Raw genomic sequence first — 24,557 nt, forward strand, 5'->3', positions numbered from 1 at the left:
CGGGAGGACATCCCCCATGCCGTACTCGACGGACCGTGACTTCATCCACCCCAGCATCCTCAACGCGGATTTCATGCGGATCGGCGAGGAGCTCGACCGCATCTCCGCGGCCGACTCCGTGCACGTCGACGTCATGGACAACCATTTCGTCCCCAACCTCACCTTCGGCGCGGACATGGTCGAGCAGATCGTCCGGCGCAGCCCCCTTCCCGTGGACGCGCACCTCATGATCGAGGACGCGGACCGCCAGGCTCCGCTGTTCGCCGAGGTCGGCGCCGACTCGGTGACCTTCCACCTCGAGGCCGCGCGAGCACCCGTGCGTCTGGCCCGGGAGCTGCGTCGCAAGAACGTCGCCGCAGGCGTCGCCCTGCGCCCGGCCACGCCGATCGAGCCGCTGCTCGACGTGATCGGCGAGTTCGACATGCTGCTGATCATGACCGTCGAGCCCGGATTCGGCGGCCAGAGCTTCCTCGAGGGCATGCTCCCGAAGATCCGCCGTGCGCGCCGGGCGATCTCCGAGGCGAACCTCGAGGTCTCGATCCAGGTCGACGGCGGCGTCAGCCGCGAGACGATCGAGAAGGCGGCCGAGGCCGGGGCCAACGTGTTCGTCGCCGGATCGGCCATCTACCGCGCGAACGACTGCGCCGCGGAGATCGAGGCCCTGCGCGAGCTCGCCGCGGCGCATCAGCACTGAGCCGAGGCGCTGATCACAGGCTGTTCACCCAGCGACGAAAAGCTGGGCCGGGTGGGATCCGCGGCGTAGAGTTCCGCTGTCACATCGTGATGTGCTCCGGGGTCGGTGGAAGTCCGAACCGGCGGTGATAGTCCGCGACCCGCTTCGGCGGCTGAGCCGGTGGAACTCCGGCACCGACAGTCAGAGTCTGGATGAGAGGCGCACAGGCGGGTGATCCGTGCGTGTCGGCGTCCCGCCCCGCCCGGATGCATCCGTGTCTTTTCCCCCGGAGCCGCTGCTTCGGAACGGAAAGGACGGATCGCGTGATCCTTCATGCATTGCAGTGGCTCTTCGATGCTCGTATAGAGTTCTCCGGCGGCCAGTTCATCCTCTGGCGGGAGGTCCTCGGCAACGTCTTCGGACTGCTCAGCGCGCTCGGCGGCATGCGCCGCAAGGTCTGGGCCTGGCCCATCGGCATCCTCGGCAACCTGCTGCTGCTCACGGTGTTCCTGGGCACCGTCTTCGGGACGCCGAACCCCGTGAACCTGTACGGCCAGGCGGGCCGTCAGATCATGTTCATCGCGACCTCCGTCTACGGCTGGGTGCGCTGGCGCCAGGCGCAGAGCGAGGACGGCACCGCGGTGCAGCCGCGCTGGGCGTCCTGGGGGACGCGGGGCCTGCTGATCGCCGCCCTGGTCGGCGGCACGGCCGCGCTGACCCCGCTGTTCCGGGCTCTCGGGTCCTACGAACCCGTCTGGTCGGATGCCTGGATCTTCATGGGGAGCCTGCTGGCGACCTTCGGCATGGCCAAGGGATGGGTCGAGTTCTGGCTGATCTGGGTGGCGGTCGACATCGTCGGCGTGCCGCTGCTGCTGAGCGCCGGATACTACGCGAGCGCCTTCATGTACGTGTTCTACGGCGTCTTCACGCTCACCGGCTTCTTCGTGTGGTGGCGGGTGCGGCGCCGCGAGGACCGCACGGTGAGCGTCGAGACCGCGCATCTGGACCCCACGGTGCGGCGCGGCTGACCGGGCCCCGGCCCGGCCGAGCGCGGTCCGGCCGAGCACGGTCCGGGGGAGCGATCTGCGCCGCCCAGGGGACGGTCCGATGCGACGCCTCTGTGCGGGGCCCGCTAGGCTGGAGACGTGAAGGATTTCGAGACGCTGTTCGCCGAGCTCACCGAGAAGGCGCGTACCCGCCCGGAAGGCTCCGGGACGGTCGCCGAGCTGGACTCGGGAGTGCACGGCATCGGCAAGAAGATCGTCGAGGAGGCCGCGGAGGTCTGGATGGCCTGCGAGCACGAGACCCTCGACGACGCCGCTCTGGAGATCTCCCAGCTGCTCTACCACACGCAGGTGATGATGGTCGCCCGGGGCATCTCTCTCGAGGACGTCTACCGCAAGCTCTGAGCGGCGCGGCGCTCCGCGACCGCTCGACCGATCCGCCGGCCGCCCGCATCCCGGTCCGGCCGAGAACCTCTCCCGAAGGAGCAGCTGTGCTGCGTATCGCCGTGCCCAACAAGGGCGCCCTGTCCGAGCCGGCCGCCGAACTCCTGCAGGAGGCCGGCTACCGCCGGCGTGGCCACCAGAAGGAGCTCGTGCTCGTCGACGAGGACAACGGCGTCGAGCTGTTCTTCCTGCGCCCCCGGGACATCGCCGTGTACGTCGGCTCCGGGACCGTCGACGTGGGCGTCACCGGTCAGGACATGCTGGCCGACTCCCGCACCCCTGCGGACGTCCTGCTCGAGCTCGGCTTCGCCCGCTCGACGTTCCGCTTCGCCGCCCCCTCGGGGCAGGCCCGGGACCTCGCCTCCCTCGAGGGGGCCCGCATCGCCACCAGCTACGAGCACCTCGTCGGCGACTACCTGGTCTCCCGCGGCGTCTCCGCCCAGGTGGTCCACCTGGACGGCGCCGTCGAGTCGAGCATCCGCCTCGGAGTCGCCGAGGTCATCGCGGATGTCGTCGAGACCGGGACGACGCTGCGCCAGGCCGGGCTGGAGACCTTCGGCGAGCCGATCATGACCAGCCAGGCGGTCCTCTTCTCCCGCCCCGGCCTCACCCTCGAGACCGCGGCGCAGCACACCCTCGAGGTGCTGATCCGTCGCCTGCGCAGCGTCCTGGTGGCCCGCGAGTTCGTGCTCATCGACTACGACATCCCGCAGGAGAAGCTCGAGGCCGCGGTCTCGATCACGCCCGGCTTCCAGGCGCCCACGGTCTCGCCGCTGCACGACGGGGCCTGGTCCGCGGTCCGTTCCATGGTCGAGCGGAGGCAGGTCAACAAGGTTCTCGACGACCTGTACGACGTCGGCGCCCGCGCCATCCTCGTCACCGCCATCCAGGCCTGCCGGGTCTGATCCCGATGAGCACGCCGACGCCGTCCGAGCCTGACGACGAGGCCCCGATCGTGATCCGGCCCCGCCTGGCGCGGAAGGTCGGCTACGGCGTGGGCGTCCTGCTGTTGGGGGCCAGCATCGCCATCGCGATCCTCATCACGACCTTCGACCTGCCCAACCGGATCCTGTTCGTGCTGTTCGGGCTGGGAATCTTCTGGTTCTGCCATCGCGAGGCCTCGGTGCATCTGACCGCGACGCGGGAGGGGGTCGAGGTGCGCAACTTGATGACCCGCACCCGGCTCGAGTGGGCCGAGATCATCGGCGTGAGCTTCCCCAAGGGTGATCCGTGGGCGCATCTGGACCTCGCCGACGGCCACACCCTCGCGGTGATGGCGCTGCAGCGCTCCGACGGCGAGCACGGCCTCGCCCAGGCTCGCCACCTGGTGGAGCTGATCCACGACCGCGGGGAGGCGCATCCGCCCTCGGAGCCGCCGCAGCTCTGAGCCCCGGCCCCGGTTCAGCCGATGAGGCCCGCCGTCGGCTCCGGCTCAGCTGATGAGGCCCGCCGCGGCGCGGCCGGCCAGGGCCGCGTAGAGGAACGCGGCAGTGTCCTCGTCCAGGTCGCGGCCCATCGTCGACAGGCGCAGGGGAAGGTCGCGCAGCGCCTCGAGCAGCCCGTCGGTCCTGACCTCGATCAGCTCGTGGGCCAGTCCACGAGCCGCGGCGGGGGAGAGGATCTGCTGCTCGACCTGCGCCGTCACCTGGGCGTGGAAGACCCAGTCCCCCCGACGCTCCGGGGCGGCGACAGGGAAGCGAGCGGGCACGAGGGTCGTCCGCCCGTATGCCGTCGCGCTGTGATGCGACAGGCCCCGATGCCGAGCGCGCTCATCGGCCTCGGAGACCCGCAGCGCCCCGATCGGGGAGCCTCCCAGCACCCCGGCGGCGTTGAGGGCGTCGCCGGCCTGCACCCCGGAGAAGCCCCACCCGGTGCCGGTGCCGAGGTTCCCGGGGCCCTGGATCACGACCGCGACATCGGCCTCGAGGACGTGGCGGGCCCCCAGCAGGGCGGAGTGCACGGTCACCGCCTCCAGATCTCCGCCGAAGGCCTGGCCGGCGCTGATCGACGCGGCGACGAGGCCCTCCTCCCGCAGGGTCGCGAGCACGCGGGAGTAGGCGGCGGGGAGCGCGGCGCCGTCGGTCATGACGTAGACGATGCGGGCGGAGGGGGTCTCGGCCAGGATGCCGGCCACGATCGGGGCGAGGGAGGAGTGCAGGTCCGCGACGACGACCGGCATGCCGCCGAGGTCCCGGGCATGGGTGAGCGTCGTGTAGTGCTCGCTCGCCGGGTCGTCGAGGGCGTCGACCATGGTCTGCACGGGCGTGTAGCGCATCTTCATCATGTGGCCGCGGATCGGCTCGGCGGGCGGCGCCGCATCGCGGCGCGAGACGACGATCGCGTCCCCTCCCGTGCCGAGTCCCCGGCGCAGCGCGTTCGTGTTCAGATCGACGGTCTCGCCGATCTCCGGGGTGCCGACGAGCTCGGTGTAGGCCAGGGCGCGCACCGTCTCCGGCGCACCGTCGGCTCCGAGCACCTCGACCTGGAGGGAGGCCACTCCGGGCCAGCCCCTTCGGTGCGCGATCACGCGTCCACTCTCCCAGCGCAGCATGCTCCGAGCGTAGAGCACGCCGACGGGTCGTGATCCGCCTGCGTGCCCGGGGATGGTGGAGACCCCGTGCGGATGCTGTGCGCGAACGTCCCGCCGGAACGGGGGCCCGTGGCTAAGCTGGGATCCGTGGCCTCACGCAACGTCGAACGACTGCTCAACGTGATCATGACGATCGGATCCCGGCCCCGTCGCGGGATCGACCGCGCGACGCTGTTCGCGGCGATCCCCGAGTACGCCGATGCCGCGACCGATGAGGCAGCGGAGAAGATGTTCGAGCGGGACAAAGCGGCGATCCGTGAGCTGGGGCTCCCGCTGCGCACCGAGCGCTACGACGCCTGGGACGAGAACGCCGTCCGCTACCGTCTCGACGCGGACACGAGCGGCGCGGATCTCCACCTGAGCGAGGGGGAGTACACCGTCCTGCTGGCCGCGAGCCGCGCCTGGGACGACGCGGCCGCGGGCGGCGCCGCCCGACGCGTGCGTGCGAAGCTGCTGAGCCAGGGCCTGGACGCCGATGCCGACCTGCTGCGCCGCACCCCGCGGGGAAGCGTCGAGTCGCTTCCGGTGCTGGGACCGCTGCTGGAGGCGGTCACGTCCGCGAACCGCGTGTCCTTCGCCTATCGCACGGCGGACGGCCGCGCCGCGACGCGCCGCCTCGAGCCATGGGTCGTGGCGGTGCACGAGGGCCACTGGTACGTGCAGGGCTATGACCTGGACCGGGCCGGAGAGCGCGTGTTCAAGGCCTCGCGCATCGAGTCCTATCCGCAGATCGGCGCACCCAGCACCCATCCCCGGGAGCCGGCCTCGAGCCTCGCTCGATCGCTCGCCGGGGTCCGCGCCGATGACGACACCGCCCGGGCGCACCTGCGCGTCGAGCCCTTCAAGGCGCTCGCCCTGCGTGATGCGGCCGGCGCTCCTCCGGCGGCTGAGGAGGTCGTGCTGCCCTCGATGCCGCGCTCGGCGGCGCTGCGGCAGGTGCGCGCCGAGGCCCGCTGGATCACGCTCGAGGAGCCCGGCACCTGGCGCGAGGCGCTGGCGGATGTCTACGAGGAGATCGGCGCGCGCCACCGCAGGAGCCCGGACCTCGCGCAGATCGACGAGGCGCCGGTGCGCAGGGCCCCGCGGATCCGACGTCCGACCAGCGGCGCCGATCATCTCTCCCGCCTCGTCTCCCTCGCCTCCTACGTGCTGGCCCGAGGGGAGGTGGAGATCGCGGAGCTGCTGGCGGAGTTCGGGATCTCCCGGAAGGAGCTGGTCGCTGACCTGCAGGTCCTGTTCGTCTGCGGGGACTTCGCGACCGGTTGGGAGCAGGACCTGATCGAGGCCGAATGGGACGACCGCTTCGTCCGAGTGCGCAATGCCGAGGCTCTGCGCAGGCCGCTGAGCCTCACAGCCTCGGAGGCGAGCGCGCTGCTCGCGGGGCTGGCCGCGCTCGAACCCGTCGCCGGGGAGGAGGCGCAGCTGCTGGCCTCGGCCCGCGAGAAGCTCCGGGCGCGGGTGGGAACCGCCGGGGCCGATGCCGCGCTCGGGTCCGAGACGGTCCCCGCCGTGGAGCAGCCCGGGCCGGGGGAGCGTCGCGGCTCCGAGGACGCGGGCGGGAGGTCGCCGGGAGGCCGATCCCGGGCCGATGCGATCCTCGACGCCCTGACGGCGGCGATCCGCGAGGAGAGGAGCGTCGTGATCCGCTACTCGCCGCCGGAGCGCGCGGGGACCTCGGTGCGCCCGGTGCGTCCGCTGCGGGTCGAATCCGATGCGGGGCGCGCCTACCTGCGGGCGGACTGCGCGCTCGCCCAGGATGTGCGGCTGTTCCGCCTGGACCGGATCGTCGAGATCCTGCCGCCCGGGACGTCGCCCATCCGTGACTCGACCTCGACCTCAGGCCCGGACTTTCCGGCGGGATCGGCGACAGAACCCTCGACCTCTGCTTCAGGGTGGGATTCGGGCGCGGCGCTCGGCGGCGACAGGGGAGCCTCCCGGGACACGGGAGCCCCACCGGACAGCGGCCGCCTCGAGGAGGACGTCTGGCTGCACCTGGACGCGCCCGCCCTGTGGATCGCCGAGGCCTTCTCCGCCGGGGAGCTGCGCGAGGCTGCATCTGGGGGCACGCTCGCCCTGCTGTCCCGTCCGGTGCGCGGTGCGCTGGTGAGCGCCGTGATGGAGGCGGCCGGAGCCGCGGAGGTCCTCGCGCCGGCCTCGCTGAGAGACCTGATCGTGACCCGAGCCGAGGAGGCCGGAGCGCGCCATCGCACGGCGGAGCCGCTAGGCTGAGTCCCGCCTCCCGCGCGCCGGGATGACCAGCACGGCTTCGGGCGTCCGCATGCTGTGCGCTCGGCCATCTTCCAGCTCGACGTGGGAAAATGCTCCAGCCGTGACTTCCGGCCCTCTCGAAAGGACCAATCCATGGGTGCACTCAAGCCCTGGCACATCATCGTTCTCGTGCTCCTCGTGCTGCTGCTGTTCGGCGCGGGCAAGCTCCCGGGCCTCGCGCGCAACCTGGGCAAGTCCATGCGCATCTTCAAGACCGAGGTCGAGGAGCTGCGCGGAGACGACAAGGCCGAGGACGAGGAGGACGACTACCGTCCCGCCCGCCGCACGGACAGCCGCGACTCCCGTGAGGCCGACGGCCGTGACCGCTCGTACGACCCGCGCGACGAGAAGGACGAGCGGGACGCCGTGGAGCAGCGTCGCGACGACGACTACCGCCGCGACTGAGCCCGCTCGGGCACATCTGCTGACCTGAGCGGTCCGGGCACCCCGTGCCCGGACCACTCTCGCGTACGAAGGAAGAACCGCACGTGGCGAGCTCATCGCAACCGATGGACAAGGCGGCCAAGGCCGGGAAGCCGAAGCGCAGGAAGAGGGACCCCGAAGGCCGGATGGCGCTCGGCGAACACCTCACCGAGCTGCGCAACCGGCTGCTCTGGTGCGCCGGGACCGTGCTCGTCACCGCGGTCATCGGATGGTTCCTGTACGACTGGGTGTTCTCGTTCCTCGCGGCACCGTTCCGGCGGGCCAATGATCTCGGCATCGACGCACAGGTCAACTTCGGCACCGCTGTCAATCCCTTCAGCATCAAGCTGCAGATCTCGGCCTACATCGGCCTGATCCTTGCAGCGCCGATGTTCCTCTATCAGGTCTGGGCCTTCATCATGCCCGGTCTGCACAAGAACGAGCGCCGGTATGCGCTCGGCTTCTTCGGCAGCGCGATCCCGCTGTTCGTGATCGGCTGCCTTCTCGGCTACTTCGTGGTCGACAAGGCGATTCCGATTCTGCTGAGCTTCGCGCCGAAGAACTCCGACGTCTCTCAGATCATCGAGTTCGACGTCTATCTCAAGCTCTTCGTGAAGACGACGCTCGCCTTCGGCATCGCTTTCATCATGCCCGTCGTCCTCGTGCTGCTGAACTTCCTCGGCATCCTGCCCGGGAAGACGATGCTCAAGGCCTGGCGCTGGGTGACGTTCCTGTGCTTCGCCTTCACCGCGGTCATGGTCCCGACCCCGGATCCCTTCACCATGACGTTCATGGCCCTGCCCATGGTGGGGCTCTACTTCGCGGCCGTCCTCATCGGAATCCTCCATGACAGGCGGAAGAAGGGGGGCGACGAGGACGAGCTCGACGACGACGTCGCCAGCACGATCGACGACGCCCCCGAGGCGATCGACGGCCCGTCCTCCCTCGACGAGGACGACGACGAGCCCCGAAGCCCGAGGCGCTGATGAGCCGGCTCCGGGTGGGGCTGCTGTCGAACCCGACAGCCGCCCATGGCGCGGGGCACCGCACCGGGCGCCAGGTCGCGAACCTGCTGCGCCTGGCCGGACTCTCCGTCGTGGACGTGTCCGGCCCGAGCGCCGCCGTCGCCCGGGCTCGCGCGGAGGAGGTCATCGACACCCTCACCGCGCTCGTGGTCGTCGGCGGGGACGGCACCATCTCCCTCGGGGCCTCGCTCGTCGCCCACACCCCCGTGCGCCTGGGCGTCGTCGCCGCCGGCAGCGGCAACGACCTGGCCCGCTCCCTGGGTCTCCCCGTGGGAGCACCCGAGGAGTCCGTGCGGCTGCTGCTGCACGCCCTGTCCCGGCCCGCGACCGCGATCGACGCGATCGAGATCCGCGGGCACAGGAACGTGCCCCCGCACCGCTCGATCGCGCTCGGCAACGTGTCCCTGGGCTTCGACGCGCTCGTCAACGAGCGCGCCAACAGCGCACGCAGCGGGGTGGGCGCCAAGTACTCCGTCGCCCTGCTGCGCGAGCTGCCGTCCTTCTCCCCGCTGCCCTACTGGGTCGAGGTCGACGGACAGGAGCGCTACGAGGTCGACGCGACCCTGCTGACCGTCGCGAACACCGGCGTGTTCGGCGGAGGCCTGCGCTTCGTCCCCGGGGCCGTCGTCGACGACGGGCTGCTGGACCTCGCGACGGTGGCCGGTGCCCGCCGACGCGACCTGCTCGCGATGCTCCCGCGCCTGCGTCGCGGCACCCATGTCTCCCATCCCGCGTTCTCGGTGCGGCGGGTGCGCGAGGTGACCGTGGGACTGCGCCACGGTCGCGACGTGCGCGCCTACGCCGACGGCGAGCCCCGCGCCCTGCTCCCGGTGACCATGCGGGTCGCGCCCGGGGCCGTGCGGATCCTCGCCGACCTCGACACGATCCGGGAGGAGCGGGCATGAGCTCGCCGGCAGAGCAGTACGCCGCCTGGGCCGCGCAGGAGCGCCTGGCCCGCACCCCGCTCGGCAGCTTCCGGGAGCGCTATCCCTTCGCACTGGATCCGTTCCAGATCGGGGGCTGCGAGGCGCTCCAGGACGGGGAGTCCGTTCTCGTGGCGGCCCCGACCGGCGCCGGGAAGACCGTGGTCGGGGAGTTCGCCGTCCATCTCGCCCTCGCCACCGGCCGGAAGATCTTCTACACCGCGCCGATCAAGGCGCTGTCCAACCAGAAGCACGAGGAGCTCGCCGCGTGGCTGGGCCACGAGAGGGTGGGCCTCCTCACCGGCGACACCTCCGTGCACCCGGAGGCCGACGTGGTCGTGATGACCACGGAGGTGCTGCGCAACATGCTCTATGCCGGCTCCCCGCTGCTGGACGGGCTCGGCTTCGTGGTGATGGACGAGGTCCACTACCTCGCCGATCGTCTGCGCGGCCCCGTCTGGGAGGAGGTCATCATCCATCTCGACCAGGCCGTCCAGCTGGTCGCCCTGTCCGCCACGGTCTCCAACGCGGAGGAGTTCGGCGCCTGGATCGACGAGGTGCGCGGCCGCACCCGGGTGATCGTCTCCGAGACCCGCCCGGTGCCGCTGTGGCAGCACGTGATCATCGGCGAGGAGCTGCTGGACCTCTTCGTCGACGAGTCCGGCGCCCCCGTCGTCTCCCACGGCCCCGGGGCCGCCCGGGAGCGCACCGTCAACCCGGATCTCGAGACCGCGAGCCGAGGTCTCAGCGCTCCGATCCCCGGACACGCCTCGCGCGGCGGACACGACCGGCCCGAGGACGGACGCCCGGGAGCGCGCCGCGGCGGCGGTCGAGGGCGGGGCCGAGGCGCGGGACGCGGCGGTCGGCACGGACGCGAGGGGACGCAGGGACGGCATCGGCTGCGCGGCGCCGACGGCGGAGCACCCGCGCATCGCGGCGGATCCGATGCGCCCCGCGGTGAGGGACCTCGCGGGTCCGGCACCCCTCGTCTCGGCGCACGCCCTCTGCGACGACCCGATGTGGTCTCCCTGCTGGACCGCGACGGACTGCTGCCGGGCATCTTCTTCATCTTCTCCCGTGCGGGCTGCGACGCGGCGGTGCGCCAGTGCGCGCAGGCGCATCTGACCCTCACCACCCCCCAGGAGCAGCAGCGGATCCGGGCGCTCCTCGCCGAGCGCCTCGCCGTGATCGGCCACGAGGACGAGCAGGTGCTCGACCTCCCCGCCTTCCGCCGCGCCGCCGTCCACGGGATCGCCGCCCATCACGCCGGGATGCTCCCGCTGCTCAAGGTCGTCGTCGAGGAGCTGTTCTCCCTGGGCCTGATCAAGGCGGTCTTCGCGACGGAGACCCTCGCCCTCGGCATCAACATGCCCGCCCGCTCCGTCGTGCTCGAGAAGCTCGTGAAGTTCAACGGCACCGAGCACGCCGACCTCACGCCGGGGGAGTACACCCAGCTCACCGGTCGCGCCGGCCGCCGCGGCATCGACACCGAGGGGCATGCCGTGGTCGTCGCGGGCCCCCGCTTCGACGCCGACGCCGTCGCCTCCCTGGCGAGCCGTCGCACCTACCCCCTGCGCTCCGCCTTCCGGCCCACCCCGAACATGGCCGTGAACCTGCTGGACCGCTTCGACCTGGGCCGTGCGCGGGAGACGCTCGAGATGAGCTTCGCCCAGTTCCAGGCCGACCGCTCCGTGGTCGGACTCGCCCGCAAGGCCCGGGAGACGGAGGAGGCGGTCCGTGCCTACCGCGGTTCGATGGAGTGCGAGCGCGGCGACATCCTCGGCTACCTGCGCCTGACCGAGGAGATCGCCGACCGCGAGAAACGCCTCGCGCAGAAGCGATCGGCCAAGGACCGCGACCGGACGCTCACGACCATGCGTTCCCTGCGTCGCGGAGATGTCATCGCGATCCCGGGCGGACGCCGGGGCGGCTACGGGGTCGTGATCGACGCCGATCGCCAGGTCCTCGAGGGCGTGCGGCTGAGCGTGCTCACCCCCGAGGCGAGGATCCGCGTCCTCAGCCCCGGCGACGTGCCCTCCGCCCCCGCGGTCATCGACACCCTCCGGCTCCCCCGTCCCGAACGCCTGGGCAGCGCCAAGATCCGCCGAGACACCGCCAGCGCCCTGCGCCAGCTGCTGTCCGGCCGCGACCCGGATCCGCGGCGCGAGGTCCGCTCCCGCGCCCCGCGCGAGCCGTCCACGGCCGCGACCGACGTGCGGCTCGCCGAGCTCCGGGAACTCCTGCGCGAGCATCCGTGCCACGACTGCCCCGACCTCGCGGCGCATCTGCGCTGGGCGGGCCGCTGGCGGACGGCCTCCGCCCAGCTCGACCGGGACGCCCGCCGCATCGAGGGACGGACCTCCTCCCTCGCCCGCCGCTTCGACCAGCTCGTCGCCCTGCTGCTCGAGCTCGGCTACCTCGCCCGCGAGGACGGCGAGGACGCCTCCTGCCGGCCGACCGAGCGCGGGCTGCGGCTGCGCCGGCTGTTCAGCGATCGCGACCTGCTGATCGCGGAATGCCTCGACCAGGGCGCGTGGGCCGAGCTCGACGCGCCCGGACTCGCCGCGATCGTCTCCGCCGCCGTGCACGATGCACGACGCGAGGAGATCGCCGCCCCGGAGCTGCCGTCCTCGCCCCGCTTCGCCCGCGCCCTCGCGCGGACCGAGCGGATCGGCGATCAGCTGCGCAGCGCCCAGGGCCGCCACGGCGTCGACCTGACCTCCCCGCCCGATGCCGGAGCCTGCGCGATCGTGCATCGCTGGGCGAGCGGCCTTCACATGGCCGCCGCGATCGGAGAGTCGTCCATGACTGCCGGTGACTTCGTGCGGCACTGCCGCCAGGTCATCGACATGCTCGAGCAGCTCGCCGCCGTGGACGGGGTCTCCGCCACGGCGCGCGAGGCCGTCCGGGCGATCCGCCGCGGGCTCGTCGCCCAGGAGATCGACCGGTGAGCAGCTCACCACCCCGCCCCGCCGAAGGAGACGCCCCCGCCATGGCCCTGACCCCCGCCCCTGCTCCGTCCGCCCCCGTGCTCTACACCGGGATCGTCCTGTACAGCACCCAGGACCCGGAGGCCTCGGCGATGCTCGTGGACGGGGGGACGGTCGCCTGGATCGGACCGGAGGACTCCGCGCTCGTGCTGCATCGCTCTGCGCGGCGCGTGAACGCGGACGGGTGCCTGGTCACGCCGTCCTTCGTGGACGCCGCCCCGACGGCGGACGGCAGCGAACCCCCCTCCGCGTGGCTCGCGGAGGCCTACGGCCGCGGCATCACCCAGGCGGTCCCGGGCATGCCCGGTCTCCGGGACGGCGTCACCGTCCTCGCCCCGTGCAGCGAGGGTGCCGACTACCTCGACCTCACCCGGGAGGGGACGGCTCTCGCGCTCGGCTCCCGCGGCCAGGAGGACGCCGCGGATCCCTGGTCGTGGGTGCGGGCGCTCGCGCACGAGGGCCCGGTCGAGCAGCGCATCAGCGACCGGGCGGCCTTCCTCGCCGCGACCCGGGGCGGACGCCGTCTCGCCGGCACCCCGCACCCCGGTTCCCTGAACCCCGGCGCGGAGGCCACCTTCGTCGTCTGGGAGCCCTGGGACCTGACCGTCCGCGGCCAGGACGAGCGCATCCAGACCTGGTCGACCGATCCGCGCTCGCGCACGCCCCTGCTCCCGGATCTCACCACGGGATCGCCGCGAGCCCTGCGCACCGTGGTGGCGGGGCAGATCGTCCATGACCTGCTCGGGGATCAGCCGGGGATGGAGGCATGAGCCCAGCCGCGCCCGCCTCCCGCGCCCGCTCCGGCGGCTCCGGAGGGCGTCCGCGGTCCCGGGCGGTGGCCGAGCACGACCGGCTCATCCCGACACCCTGGCAGCTGTCCCTCGTGCTGGGAGCCGCCGGGGGAGCGGGCATGCTGCTCGCCTTTCCCCCGTACGACCTGTGGTTCCTGCTCCCGCTTGCGATCGCGGCGCTGACCGCGGCCGCGATGACCCGGCGTGCGCTCGCTGCGATCGCGGGCTCCCTCGCCTGGGGGCTCGCCTTCTTCGTGCCGCTGACCGCCTGGGCGAACACCTACGCCGGGACGATGCCCTGGATCGCCCTCGGCGTCTTCCAGGCGCTCTTCCCCGTGCTGTTCGCGCTGCTCGCCCGCACCGTGCTGGTCCGTCGCGGCCTCGGGATCGGCAGCGGCATCGTGATCGCCGCGCTCTGGGTGGGCGTGGAGACCCTGCGCTCCCACACGCCCTGGGGCGGCCTCCCCTGGGGAGCGACCGCCTTCGCGCTCTCGCAGTCCCCGCTGCTGAACCTGGGGCCGTGGATCGGCACCGCCGGGCTGTCCTTCCTCTGCGCGCTGCTGGCCCTGCTCGTGCTGCGGGGCGTGCTCGCCCTCGCCAGCCGCAGCCGCACCGGCCTGGGCGGCATCGGCGGGCTCGCCCCGATCGCGGTCTCCGTCACCGTGGTCGCCGCCTGCCTCGTGGTGCCGCATCCGGCGAACCCGGCCCCCGAAGGCCGGCCCAGCATCCGGGTCGCCGGGATCCAGGGCAACATGGAGCCGATCGACCCGGTCGCCTTCACCATGCCCGAGGGCGTCTTCGAGAACCATCTGGCCGTGAGCCAGGAGGTGCTCGCCGAGGAGGGGCAGGGGCTGGACCTGATGGTCTGGCCCGAGGACTCCACGAGCGTCGACCCGCGCGAGGACCTGTGGCGCGGCGAGCAGCTGACACGGCTCGCGCAGGAGGCCGACGCCCCGATCATGGTCGGCACGCAGACGCCCACCCAGGACGGGCGCCGCTACAACTACTCGCTGCTGTGGTCGCCGGACGGGGGCGTCGCCTACCAGTACGCCAAGCGCCATCCCGTCCCCTTCGGCGAGTACATCCCCGCGCGCGACCTGTTCCGCCTGGTCACCGACAAGGTCGACCTCGTCTCCTCCGACATGATCGCGGGGGACGAGGTCGGGATCGCCGAGGTCGGCCCGACGCGGGCCGGAGTGCTGATCTGCTTCGAGATCGCCTACGAGTCCCTCGTCCAGGACGTCGTGGACGACGGGGCGGAGCTCATCGTCGTGCAGTCCAACAACGCCCTGTTCGGTGACTCCGACGAGGCGATCCAGCAGCTCGCGGAGGCGCGCGTGCTCGCCGTCGTCAGCGGCCGCAGCGTCGTGCATGTCTCGACGGTGGGGCACTCCGCGATCTACAGCCCCGAAGGGCGTCAGCTCGCCTACGCAGGGCATTGGGAGCAGGGCTCGGTCGTGGCCGACGTCCCGCTGCGCACGGGCCTCACCCCGGCCGTGCGCGCCGGATGGTGGATCCCGCTGGGGATCAGCGCGCTCGGGGCCGCCGGCCTCCTCGCCGCGCTGAGCCGCGGACGACGGGCGATCGCGCGGCGCCCCTGAGCGCCGTGGCGGACCGAGGGCGCCGCCGCATATCCTCGGGGAGCAGCCCTCGTCCCGCGTCCCCGATCCCGTCCTCGCATCCCGCTTCCCCGTGCCCGGGCCCATCCCGTCAGGAGAGACCCCTGTCCGTCCCCGCCCTCGGCCCCAGCCTGGTCATCATCCCCACCTACAACGAGATCGAGGCCCTTCCGGGCACGATCGCGCGTCTGCGCGCGGCCGTCCCCGAGGCCGACGTGCTCATCGCCGATGACCGTTCCCCGGACGGCACCGGCGAGCTCGCCGATCGTCTCGGCGTGCAGGACCCGCGGATCCACGTCCTGCACCGTGCCGGGAAGGAAGGCCTGGGCCCCGCCTACATCGCAGGCTTCCGCTGGGGCCTCGAGCGCGGCTACGAGGTGCTCGTGGAGATGGATGCCGACGCCTCGCATCGGCCCGAGCAGCTTCCGGAGCTGCTCGAGGCCGTGCGCCGCGGCGCGGACCTCGCGATCGGCTCGCGCTGGATCCGCGGGGGCGCCGTGCACGACTGGGCCCCGCACCGGGAGCTGCTCTCGCGCGGGGCGAACATGTACGCGCGGATGCTCATGGGCATCGGCGTGCACGACGCGACGGCAGGCTTCCGCGCCTACCGCGCCCCGCTGCTGCGACGCCTGCTCGAGGCCGATGTCGCGAGCCATGGCTACTGCTTCCAGGTCGACATGACCCGTCGCAGCCGGGATGCGGGAGCGGTGATCCGGGAGGTCCCCATCGACTTCGACGAGCGCCGCGAGGGGACCAGCAAGATGGACTCGTCGATCGTGGCGGAGGCCCTCGTCCGGGTGACACAGTGGGGCATCGCGCACCGGGCACGGCAGCTTGCCAGGGTGCTCGGCTACCGTAGGGGCTGACGGCCGTCGCGGCGGGCCGCACGGCAGGCAGGAGGGTGAGCCCATGACCACGCAGCAGCCCCGGACCCCATCGAGCCCCGGGAAGGGGCGATCGCGCCTGGCGACGCTCGTGCCCGTGGCGATCCTCGTGCTGGGCCTGGCGGAGATCGCCATCCTGGTCGCGATCGGCGTGAACAGCTCACTGTGGTGGTCGGTGCTGATCATCGCGATCGGCTGGGTCGTCGGCATCGCGCTCCTGGTCGCCGCCGGACAGCAGTCCTTCGTGCGCCTGCGCTCGCTCGTGCAGGCTGTGCGGGGCAGGGGCGATGTGCAGGACCATCTCAGCCGCCCGGCCTTCACCCTCCTCGCCGCGCTGCTCTTCTTCTTCCCCGGGCTGCTCACGGACGTGCTCGCGATCGTCCTGCTGCTCACGCCCGTGCAGCGCCGCGCCGTGAGGGCGGCGGGCCTGGGCAGCGGCTCCGAGGCGGCACAGAGGGTGCTCTACCGGCGCACGCGCGACGGCGTGCTGCAGGGCGAGATCGTCATCACCCCGGAGGACTCCGCATCCTCCCGGAAGGATCGCCCCGGCGGCCCCGACGGCGGGTCCGCCCCTCCCGTCATCACCCAGGGGTGAGATCCGCCCTCCGACAGGACGACGCGCCCCCGACCGTGGAGGTCGGGGGCGCGTCGTGTTCCCGCGGGGAACGGCTCAGAGGGTGCGGCTCGAGCTCTGGTGGAGCTTGCCCGAGCGCAGCAGCTCGAGGCGCTGATCGAGCAGGACCTGGAGGTCCTCCTCGCTGCGGCGCTCGAGCAGCATGTCCCAGTGGGTGCGCTGCGGCTTGCCGGGCTTCTCCTCCGGCTTCTCGTGGTCGCGCAGCACCGCGGTCGCACCGCAGCGGCACTCCCAGACGGCGGGGACATCGGCCTCGACGGAGAAGGGGAGCACGATGGTGTGCCCGTTGGGGCAGTCGTAGTTCGCCTCCTGCCGGGGCGCGGCGAGCACGCCGTCATCGGTCTCCATGCTGAGCGATCCCAGGCGGGTACCTCGCAGGCTTCGGCTGTTCATGTCTCTCGCTTCCTCCCGACGGTCGCTGTCAGCGCTCCCCGCACAGGGGCGAGGTGCGCACGATCGTTCACAACGCCGCATGCTCCAGCTCTGTTCCCGGACGTGACCGACCGCCGCCCTCGGGCGGGCAGACGCACCGCGGAGCGCTCGGCACGGCCGAGCATCAGTCACGGGGCGGGGCGGCGTCCTCCAGGAGCTCGGCGAGCACATCGACGCGATTGGTGATAATACCATCGACGCCCAGGTCGAGCAGAGCCCGCATGACATCGCGCTCGTCGATCGTCCAGACGTGCACCTCGCATCCGGCGCGATGCGCCGCGGCGACGGTCCGCGGCGTCACGACCGGGACTCCCCGGTACGAGACCGGCACCTGGAGCGCTCCGTAGGGGGAGAGGAGCCGGCGGACTGCGCGATCGGGCAGCTCGAGGGCACCCGCTGCGAGGAACGTGCCCAGGGCGATGCGCGAGGGGCTGCGCACCGGGGTGATCCCCGTGGTCACGCGCACTCCCGTGGCGGCCCTGCGGGCGACGGCATCGTCGAAGCTCGTCACGCACACCCGCCGCGCCGATCCGGTGCGCGCGATGGCCCGCACGGCCGGGCCCACGGCCGCTGCGTCCTTCACGTCGATGTTGATCGGCATATCGGGGAAGGTCCCGAGCACGTCCTCGAGGCGGGCGATCGGCTCGAGCCCGGCGATCCGGATCGCCGGGAGGTCGGTCGCCGCGAGCGAGTCGACCCGTCGCCGGTCCCCGGCGATGCGGCAGAGGTCCTCGTCGTGGAGAGCGAGGGCCACGCCGTCCGCCGTCGCCCGCGTGTCGGTCTCGAGCATGGTCGCGCCGGCGGCGACGGCGTCGTGGAAGGCGCGCAGCGTGTTCTCGGCGCCGTCCGGGGCGAAGCCGCGGTGGGCGATCCGGCGCGGGCGCAGGCCGGGAAGGAACCGGGAGCGGGGGCCGGGTCCTCGCCTCGGATCGGGTCCCGCGACGGGCCCGGCCCCCTCAGCGGTCGCGGTCGTCCAGGAGCGCATCCTCTTCCTCCTCGTCGAGCGAACGGGCGCGCCGATTGCGGCTCGCCTCAGGGCTGCGGCCCTCGGAGCCGCGGCGGGAGCGCCGCGGCGAGCGATCCGCGGACCCCAGGGCAGCAGACCCCGGGGACGGCGGATCTCCCGGACCGGCTCCGGGCCTCCCGGCGCCGCCTCCGTCCTCGGTCGGCGCCGGGCCGCGGGAGGCATCGGCCTCGGCCTGCGCGGCGCGCTCGTCACGGCGGGTCCGCCGAGCGCGGATGATCAGGGCCGCCGGGAAGAAGAGCGCGAAGATCCACCACTGGAAGGCGTAGGACAGATGGGGACCCAGGCTCGTGTCGGGCTCCTCGAGCGGCTGCGGACGCGCGACGTCGGCGGGGGACTCGGCGATCAGATCCCCGTAGACGCCGGTGTAGACCGGGCCCGCCACGGGCAGCTCGGCGGCGAACTGGACCGGGGCCACGGACTGCACCTGGCCGGGGGGATTGGAGCGGTCCTCCAGGACCTCCTCCGCGGGACGTAGATGCGCGGTCACCGTGATCTCTCCGGCGGGCACCTCGGGTTCGCTCACGGGCGCGGAATCGACCTCGTCGGAGTCGATCCATCCGCGCACGATCAGGAGCGTGCCGGCATCGGTCTCGAAGGGCACCAGCTGCCAGAAGCCCACGGATCCCCCGAGCGGACGGTTGCGCACGTACAGGACGCATCCGGGATCGGTGCAGTAGCTGCCCGTCAGCTCCACCGGCGTCCAGTCCCGGCTCGGGGGCAGGCTCCGATCAGGTCCGTCCAGGACCTGGTCCAGGGCGACGGGATCGGCGTCGATGTTCGCCCGCACGGTCGCGGCGATCTCGCGCCGGTTCTCGAAGCGGTGCCACTGCCACAGCCCCAGACCGATGCACAGGGCGGCGGCGAGGGTCACCGCGAGCACCGCGGTGACCAGATCGCGCGCGGCCGAGCGGGATGCGCCGTCGGGACGGCTCATCGAGAGGCGGCGGAGCCGGCGAGGGCCTCGGGGGCTGCGGAGGGCGGGGCTTCGCCCGCGGGAAGGACGGGAGCGGCGGCCGAGATCCAGCCGGTGGGGGCGCGCGCGGGGAGATCGTGCACGGCGAAGTCGGCGAGACGGACGAACAGCAGCGCGGTCGCCGCCGCCAGGAGGAAGCCGAGCGCGGTCACCGTGATGGTCACGCCCAGGCGCAGACGGGGGCGGGAGCGCCGCTCCTCCTCCGCGGGGAAGCCGTAGTCCTCCGCCTCGAGATGGTTCTGGGACCACATTCCGGGGTTGAGCACCGTGACAGGGTAGTCCTCGATCCTGGGGCGGGGCCGGGCGCCTGTGGCCGGGACCTCCTCGGAGTCGAGGAGCGGTCCGGCGACCGGGCTGACCTGCCCGGTCGGCACCCAGGTCCGCCATCCGGTGGGAACCGGGCCCCACCGGATGTCGGGCCGCCACCCGTCCGGTGGAACCCATCCGTCGTGCGGGGGCTCCGGCCAGGCGGGCGGCGGGTTGAAGACCTTCGTCACGCAGGCACGTCCCACGTGTACTGGTCGGTGAAGTTGTCGTAGACGACGACGAGGCCGCCGCTGCGCGAGACGTCGAAGAGGACCCGGATCGTGTACTCCTCGCCGGCCTTGAAGTCCGAGGGGGCGTCGATCTCGATCCCGGCGTCCGCGAGGCCGAAGGTCTCGACGGCGGAGTCCACGGTGCCGCCGTACGGGGTGCGCACGCTCAGGTTGTACGGGGCGAGGGTCATCGTGCCGTCGGTGACCGAGATCTTCGCGGTCACCACGAGGTACTCGGGGAACTCGCCCTTCTCGACGGTGCCGCCGTAGCTGCTGGGCAGCTTCTCCGCGGGAAGCCATTCCATGGACACCGTCAGGGTGCCCTTGCCCTCGCTCGAGGCGATGGCCACGGGCTTCGCGGCGGGATCGACCGTCGGCAGCACGGACGGCGTGACGACCTCGAGGGTCTCGTCCGTCGCCTCCTCCGTCGGGGTCTCCTCCTCCGTGGTGGTGCCGTCCTCGGTGGACTCGACGGCCGTGGGCGCCGTGGTCGGGTCCTCGGAACCGGATCCCCTGTTCAGGAGGATGATCCCCCCGATGAGAGCGACGACGAGCGCGGCGATGAGCGCCAGCACGATGCAGCCGACCCACCAGAAGCGGGCGACGATCCCCTTCTGCGGCGGCTGACCGTCCTGGCCGGCGCCCTGACCCGTCGCCCACTGGGATCCGGAGCCGCCGGTGGCGGGATCCGGCGCGGAACCCGGTCCGAAGGAGCTCGGCGACGGCTGCCCGTAGCCCTGGCCGTAGGCCGGCGAGGGGGAGCCCTGACCGTACGCCGGGGTCGGGGAGCCCTGGCCGTAGGCGGCGGCGGGGGAGGCCTGGCCGTAGCCCGGTGCGGGGGAGCCGTATCCCTCGCCGTAGACGGGAGCGGCGCTGTCGTGGCCGGAGGACGGGGCGGGCTCGGCGGACTCGTAGGGCGACGGAGCCGCCCCGGCGGGCGGGGACGCCTCGTCGCCGACGGCTGCGGCTCCTGCGGTGCCGGCTGCGGCGCCGTAGACCGGCGCGGCGGGGGCGTCGCCCGCGGGTGCGGCCTCGGAGGACTCGTAGGGCGTCGCCTGCTGCAGGTCGGCCTCGAGATCGGGGCCGCCGTACTCGGCGGTCTCGACGGCGCCCTCCGCGGAGAGCGCCGGTGCCGGCTCCGTGACGGGCAGCTCCGGCGCGGCAGGCTCGCCGGTCATCGGCTCCTCGGGCCCTGCCGATGCGGCAGCGGCGGCCTCGGCCTCCGGGCCCGCGACCGCCTCGGACTCCGCCGCCGCGGCGGGCTCGACCTCGGGGACCGCAGGCGCCGCCTCCGTGACGGCAGGGGCGTCGAGCGGCTCGGAGGACGGGGCACCCGGATCGCCCGCGATGGTCGGGGCCTCCGTGGCGGGCAGGGCGGGATCGTCGACGGACGCTGCGTGCGTGTGCACGGATTCCTCCGACGCCGGTGCGGGTTCCGGTGCCGACGCGGGCTCGGGGGCCGGAGCCGCGGGCGCGATCGGGGACAGGCGTGTCGCGTCGTCCGCAGGATCGGCGGAGGAGGCAGAGGCCCCGGCGACGTGGGTCGCATCAGGGTCCGGGTCCTCGGTCGGCGCGGGCTCGACAGCCGGCTGCGGCGAGGACGCCTCGACCGACGGGGAGGGTGCGGCCTCGTCCTCGACCCAGAAGTTCCAGCCTTCGGGAGCAGGACCCCAGGCCGGGTCGGGCTGCCAGCCGGGAGGGGGCGTCCATGCCGGGTCCTCGACGGGCCAGTTGGGCGGCGGGTTGAAGCGATAGGCCATGAGCCTGTTACCTTCCATCGTCTGTACAGGGCGATGCCGTGGACCCTCCAGGGCGCATCCCAGCGGCACAGCACTCGCCACGTATCGTAGAGCACAGCCTCCCGCCGCCCGCGCGGGACCCGCCATCCGGCGCGCCTGCCGACCGACCTCAAGGAGCATCACCATGGACACGACCGCCCCCGAGCCCCGCAGCGTGCTGATCACCGGCGGCAGCCGCGGAATCGGCCGCGCGATCGCCGAGGAGTTCGTCCGACGCGGGGACAAGGTGGCGGTCACCAGCCGCTCCGGCGAAGGAGGCCCCGAGGGGGCGCTCACCGTGGCCGCGGAGATCACCGACGGCGCCTCGCTCGATGCCGCCTTCGCCGAGGTCGAGAAGGCGCACGGCCCCGTCGAGGTGCTCGTCGCCAACGCCGGGATCACCGACGACCAGCTGCTGCTGCGCATGGACGACGCCTCCTTCGAGAACGTGGTGGACACGAACCTCACGGGCTCCTTCCGCACCGTCAAGCGGGCCATCAAGGGCATGATGCGCAAGAAGAAGGGGCGCATCGTCCTCATCAGCTCCGTCGTGGGCCTGTACGGCTCTCCGGGGCAGGTCAACTACGCGGCCTCGAAGTCGGGCCTCGTCGGGATCGCCCGCTCGCTGACACGGGAGCTGGGCAGCCGCGGCATCACCTCGAACGTGGTCGCTCCCGGCTACATCGCCACCGAGATGACCGACGGGCTTCCGGAGGAGCTGAAGGGCCAGTACCTCAAGGCGATCCCGGCCGCGCGCTTCGCGGAGCCGGCCGAGGTCGCCCGGGTCGTGGCGTTCCTCGCGAGCGACGACGCGGCCTACATCTCCGGTGCGGTGATCCCCGTCGACGGCGGCCTGGGCATGGGACACTGATCCCCGATCGGGGCGCCGCCGTGACGCCCCGGACCTCTGACCCCGACGAAGGTGTGATCACGCCGAATGGCATCCTCCGACCCCGACAGTCGCCTGCTGCTGCTCATGCGCCATGGCAAGGCCGAGACCGTCGCCGAGACCGACCACGATCGGCCGCTGGCCGAGAAGGGACGGGCCCAGGCCCGGCTGATCGGCGACTACCTCGAGTCCCAGGGGGTCCGTCCCTCCCGGGTCCTCGTCTCCGACGCCCGTCGCACACGTGAGACCTGGGAGTCGGTGCTCTCGGCGATGCCGGGCTTCGACGGCCGCGTCACCTTCCACGAGGACATCTACGACGGCGGTCCCGCGGAGGTGCTGCACCTGATCCGCACGCGCAAGGACAAGCATGCGGTGGTCATGGTGATCGGCCACGAGCCGACCATGTCGACGCTGAGCGCGCACCTGGCCGACGAGGAGTCCGATCCCTCGTCCCTGGCGCAGGCCCGCATCGGCCTGCCCACGGGGGCCATGAGCGTGCTGTCGGGCTCGCAGCCCGCGTGGACCGGGATCGACGAGGAGTCGATGACGCTGCACACCATCGTGCGCAGCTGAGAGCCTGAGAACGACGAGGCCCGCCCCGGAACCCCGGGGCGGGCCTCGTCGTCCGTGGGCACGTGGGTCAGCCCCGGCGCGCCGCGGCCTCGAGGTGGGGCCATGCCCCGAGGAGGCTGGGGCCCTCGAGCTCGACATCGGCCGCCTCTCGCAGCGCCGGCTTCGCCCGGAAGGCGATGCCGGTGCCGGCGGCGCGGACCATGAGGGCGTCGTTCGCGCCATCGCCCAGCGCGACGGTGTGTGCGAGCGGGACGTCGTGGAGGGACGCGAGCTCGCGCAGGACCTCCTCTTTGCGGGCGGCCGTCACGACCGGGCCCTCGACCCGCCCCGTGAGGCGGCCGTCCCGGACCTCGAAGCGGTTGGCGACCACGACGTCGATCCCGGCACGCTCCGCGAGCTCGTCGATCGCCTCGTGGAAGCCGCCCGAGACCAGCGCCGTCACCCAGCCGGCGGCACGGGCCCGAGCGATCAGCTCGATCGCTCCCGGCGTCGGCACGAGGGCGTCGCGGACCTGGGCGAGGACATCTGCCGACAGGCCCGCGAGGGTCGCGACCCGAGCATGGAGGGAGGCGGCGAAGTCGAGCTCCCCGCGCATGGCGCGGGCCGTGACCTCCTCCACCTCCTCCCGGGTCCCCGCGTGGTCCGCGACCAGCTCGATGACCTCCTGCGTCAGGAAGGTCGAGTCGACGTCGGAGACGAGGATCCCGGTGACCGGGCCGGTGCGGACCCGGCGGGGAGCGGTCTGTGCGCTGCTCATGCGAAGACTCATTCCGGTGCGATGACCATGCCCTTGCCGATCACGGTGATCCCGGACGGGGTCACGTGGAAGCCGCGGGCGCGATCCCGGTCGGCGTCCAGGCCGATCTGGGTGCGCGGCGGCACCACCACGTTCTTGTCGATGATGGCGCGATGGATCTGGCTGTGTCGTCCCACGATCACATTGTCCATGACGACGGAGTCGGAGACGTGCGACCACGAGTGGAGGCGGGTGCCCGGGGAGAGCACCGAGTTCGACACCTGCGCACCGGAGACCACCACGCCGGGGGAGACGATCGAATCGACCGCGGAGCCCACGCGGCCCGGTCCGGCGTGCACGAACTTCGCCGGCGGCACGTTCCGCAGCCCGGCGAAGGTGGGCCATTCCTCGTTGTAGAGGTTGAACACGGGATGGACCGAGATGAGATCCATATGCGCCTCGTAGAACGCGTCGATCGTGCCGACGTCGCGCCAGTAGTCGCGGTCCCGTTCCGTGGAGCCCGGAATCTCGTTGTGGATGAAGTCGTAGACGCCGGCGTCGTCCTGCTCCACGAAGTAGGGCACGATGTCGCCGCCCATGTCGTGCGAGGAGGTCTCGTCCTGGCCGTCCCGGCTGACCGCCTCGACGAGGGCGTCCGCGGTGAAGACGTAGTTGCCCATCGAGGCGAGGATCTGGGTGGGGTCGTCGGCGAGCCCCTGGGTCTGCTTCGGCTTCTCCACGAACCGGGCGATGGTGCGGGGATCGCCCTCCACGGTCTCGATGACCCCGAACTGGTCGGACTCCTCGATCGGCTGGCGGATCGCGGCGACGGTGCAGGCCTTCCCCGACTCGACGTGCGCGTCCACCATCTGCGAGAAGTCCATGCGGTAGATGTTGTCCGCCCCGACGACGACGACGTAGTCGGGCTTCTCGTCCTCGATGAGGTTCAGGGACTGGTAGATCGCATCGGCGCTGCCGCGGTACCAGTGCTTGCCCATGCGCTGCTGCGCCGGGACCGGGGCGACGTAGTTGCCCAGGAGCGAGCTCATACGCCACGTCTGCGCGATGTGCTTGTCCAAGGAGTGCGACTTGTACTGCGTGAGCACCACGATCCGGAGGAACCCGGAGTTCACGATGTTCGACAGGGCGAAGTCGATCAGACGATAGATACCGCCGAACGGAACGGCGGGCTTCGCCCGATCGAGGGTCAGCGGCATGAGGCGCTTCCCCTCTCCGCCGGCGAGGACGATGGCGAGGACCTTTTTCGACATGGATGAAGGATAATGCCTCTGTGGGACTGGTCACGTCACGGTCCACCACAGCGGACGGCCCTCCTCGTCAGGCG

24 protein-coding genes and 1 riboswitch are annotated in these 24,557 nt (G+C 72.3%); of the genes, 16 read left to right on the top strand and 8 right to left on the bottom strand.

Features of this window, described 5'->3' with window-relative positions; genetic code table 11:
• Positions 1-16: 16 nt before the first annotated feature.
• From rpe to ACFFF6_RS10035, 5 genes are all read left to right on the top strand, one after another.
• On the top strand, positions 17-694 hold the full coding sequence (rpe, locus tag ACFFF6_RS10015; protein ID WP_376980233.1) for a ribulose-phosphate 3-epimerase: 678 nt from the start codon (positions 17-19) through the stop codon (positions 692-694).
• A gap of 88 nt (positions 695-782) precedes the next feature.
• Positions 783-901: riboswitch (FMN riboswitch) on the top strand.
• Between the two features lie 95 nt (positions 902-996).
• Positions 997-1,701: a nicotinamide riboside transporter PnuC gene (pnuC, locus tag ACFFF6_RS10020; RefSeq protein WP_376980235.1), complete on the top strand. Its 705-nt coding sequence runs from the start codon at positions 997-999 to the stop codon at positions 1,699-1,701.
• A 117-nt stretch (positions 1,702-1,818) separates the two neighbouring features.
• Positions 1,819-2,082 (top strand): phosphoribosyl-ATP diphosphatase, encoded by a 264-nt coding sequence (locus tag ACFFF6_RS10025; protein ID WP_376980237.1) that lies wholly within the window; start codon positions 1,819-1,821, stop codon positions 2,080-2,082.
• An 86-nt stretch (positions 2,083-2,168) separates the two neighbouring features.
• The gene (hisG, locus tag ACFFF6_RS10030) at positions 2,169-3,026 is read left to right on the top strand and encodes an ATP phosphoribosyltransferase (protein ID WP_376980239.1); all 858 of its coding nucleotides are present in this window, start codon (positions 2,169-2,171) and stop codon (positions 3,024-3,026) included.
• 5 nt (positions 3,027-3,031) lie between these two features.
• Entirely contained in the window at positions 3,032-3,508 is a 477-nt protein-coding gene (locus tag ACFFF6_RS10035) for a PH domain-containing protein (protein WP_376980241.1), read from the top strand.
• Between the two features lie 45 nt (positions 3,509-3,553).
• Here ACFFF6_RS10035 and ACFFF6_RS10040 read toward each other — a convergent pair whose 3' ends face one another.
• A complete protein-coding gene (locus tag ACFFF6_RS10040; protein ID WP_376980243.1) occupies positions 3,554-4,648 on the bottom strand; it encodes a DUF3866 family protein in 1,095 nt (364 codons plus the stop codon).
• A gap of 150 nt (positions 4,649-4,798) precedes the next feature.
• Between ACFFF6_RS10040 and ACFFF6_RS10045 the strand changes: the two genes are divergently transcribed.
• The 9 genes from ACFFF6_RS10045 to ACFFF6_RS10085 all read left to right on the top strand — a co-directional run bounded on the left by ACFFF6_RS10045 (position 4,799) and on the right by ACFFF6_RS10085 (position 16,229).
• The gene (locus tag ACFFF6_RS10045) at positions 4,799-6,940 is read left to right on the top strand and encodes a WYL domain-containing transcriptional regulator (RefSeq protein ID WP_376980245.1); all 2,142 of its coding nucleotides are present in this window, start codon (positions 4,799-4,801) and stop codon (positions 6,938-6,940) included.
• Between the two features lie 132 nt (positions 6,941-7,072).
• Positions 7,073-7,384, top strand: a complete 312-nt coding sequence (tatA, locus tag ACFFF6_RS10050) for a Sec-independent protein translocase subunit TatA (RefSeq protein WP_376980247.1) — start codon at positions 7,073-7,075, stop codon at positions 7,382-7,384.
• Positions 7,385-7,467: 83 nt separating this feature from the next.
• On the top strand, positions 7,468-8,388 hold the full coding sequence (gene tatC / locus ACFFF6_RS10055) for a twin-arginine translocase subunit TatC (protein ID WP_376980249.1): 921 nt from the start codon (positions 7,468-7,470) through the stop codon (positions 8,386-8,388).
• A complete protein-coding gene (locus ACFFF6_RS10060) occupies positions 8,388-9,332 on the top strand; it encodes a diacylglycerol/lipid kinase family protein (protein WP_376980251.1) in 945 nt (314 codons plus the stop codon). The genes tatC and ACFFF6_RS10060 overlap by 1 nt, the downstream gene beginning before the upstream one ends.
• Positions 9,329-12,301, top strand: coding sequence for a DEAD/DEAH box helicase (locus ACFFF6_RS10065; protein WP_376980253.1), 2,973 nt, complete (start codon positions 9,329-9,331; stop codon positions 12,299-12,301). Before ACFFF6_RS10060 ends, ACFFF6_RS10065 begins: the two co-directional genes overlap by 4 nt.
• A gap of 41 nt (positions 12,302-12,342) precedes the next feature.
• Positions 12,343-13,110 (top strand): hypothetical protein, encoded by a 768-nt coding sequence (locus ACFFF6_RS10070; RefSeq protein ID WP_376980255.1) that lies wholly within the window; start codon positions 12,343-12,345, stop codon positions 13,108-13,110.
• Entirely contained in the window at positions 13,107-14,732 is a 1,626-nt protein-coding gene (gene lnt, locus ACFFF6_RS10075; RefSeq protein WP_376980257.1) for an apolipoprotein N-acyltransferase, read from the top strand. Before ACFFF6_RS10070 ends, lnt begins: the two co-directional genes overlap by 4 nt.
• Positions 14,733-14,854: 122 nt before the next feature.
• A complete protein-coding gene (locus ACFFF6_RS10080) occupies positions 14,855-15,616 on the top strand; it encodes a polyprenol monophosphomannose synthase (protein ID WP_376980387.1) in 762 nt (253 codons plus the stop codon).
• A 43-nt stretch (positions 15,617-15,659) separates the two neighbouring features.
• On the top strand, positions 15,660-16,229 hold the full coding sequence (locus tag ACFFF6_RS10085) for an FxsA family protein (protein WP_376980259.1): 570 nt from the start codon (positions 15,660-15,662) through the stop codon (positions 16,227-16,229).
• A 75-nt stretch (positions 16,230-16,304) separates the two neighbouring features.
• Here the strand turns inward: ACFFF6_RS10085 and ACFFF6_RS10090 are convergent, their stop codons facing one another.
• From ACFFF6_RS10090 to ACFFF6_RS10110, 5 genes are all read right to left on the bottom strand, one after another.
• Positions 16,305-16,661 carry an RNA polymerase-binding protein RbpA gene (locus ACFFF6_RS10090; RefSeq protein WP_376980261.1) on the bottom strand — a complete coding sequence of 119 codons (357 nt, stop codon included), beginning with the start codon at positions 16,659-16,661 and terminating at the stop codon, positions 16,305-16,307.
• Between the two features lie 163 nt (positions 16,662-16,824).
• On the bottom strand, positions 16,825-17,685 hold the full coding sequence (locus tag ACFFF6_RS10095) for a glycerophosphodiester phosphodiesterase family protein (RefSeq protein ID WP_376980263.1): 861 nt from the start codon (positions 17,683-17,685) through the stop codon (positions 16,825-16,827).
• A complete protein-coding gene (locus tag ACFFF6_RS10100) occupies positions 17,657-18,661 on the bottom strand; it encodes an SURF1 family cytochrome oxidase biogenesis protein (protein ID WP_376980265.1) in 1,005 nt (334 codons plus the stop codon). Before ACFFF6_RS10100 ends, ACFFF6_RS10095 begins: the two co-directional genes overlap by 29 nt.
• Positions 18,658-18,966 (bottom strand): hypothetical protein, encoded by a 309-nt coding sequence (locus ACFFF6_RS10105; protein ID WP_376980267.1) that lies wholly within the window; start codon positions 18,964-18,966, stop codon positions 18,658-18,660. The genes ACFFF6_RS10100 and ACFFF6_RS10105 overlap by 4 nt, the downstream gene beginning before the upstream one ends.
• Positions 18,967-19,193: 227 nt before the next feature.
• Positions 19,194-20,996, bottom strand: coding sequence for a hypothetical protein (locus ACFFF6_RS10110; protein WP_376980269.1), 1,803 nt, complete (start codon positions 20,994-20,996; stop codon positions 19,194-19,196).
• A 163-nt stretch (positions 20,997-21,159) separates the two neighbouring features.
• Between ACFFF6_RS10110 and fabG the strand changes: the two genes are divergently transcribed.
• A complete protein-coding gene (fabG, locus tag ACFFF6_RS10115) occupies positions 21,160-21,885 on the top strand; it encodes a 3-oxoacyl-ACP reductase FabG (RefSeq protein ID WP_376980271.1) in 726 nt (241 codons plus the stop codon).
• 66 nt (positions 21,886-21,951) lie between these two features.
• Positions 21,952-22,476, top strand: a complete 525-nt coding sequence (locus ACFFF6_RS10120) for a SixA phosphatase family protein (protein WP_376980273.1) — start codon at positions 21,952-21,954, stop codon at positions 22,474-22,476.
• A gap of 67 nt (positions 22,477-22,543) precedes the next feature.
• On the opposite strand, the gene serB is transcribed toward ACFFF6_RS10120, so the two are convergent.
• Positions 22,544-23,233, bottom strand: a complete 690-nt coding sequence (serB, locus tag ACFFF6_RS10125; protein WP_376980275.1) for a phosphoserine phosphatase SerB — start codon at positions 23,231-23,233, stop codon at positions 22,544-22,546.
• An 8-nt stretch (positions 23,234-23,241) separates the two neighbouring features.
• Complete coding sequence (glgC, locus tag ACFFF6_RS10130) at positions 23,242-24,483, bottom strand: glucose-1-phosphate adenylyltransferase (protein ID WP_376980277.1); 1,242 nt, start codon at positions 24,481-24,483, stop codon at positions 23,242-23,244.
• Positions 24,484-24,557: the final 74 nt, after the last annotated feature.

Source organism: Brachybacterium hainanense, from assembly GCF_042434575.1.
Lineage (GTDB): Bacteria > Actinomycetota > Actinomycetes > Actinomycetales > Dermabacteraceae > Brachybacterium > Brachybacterium hainanense.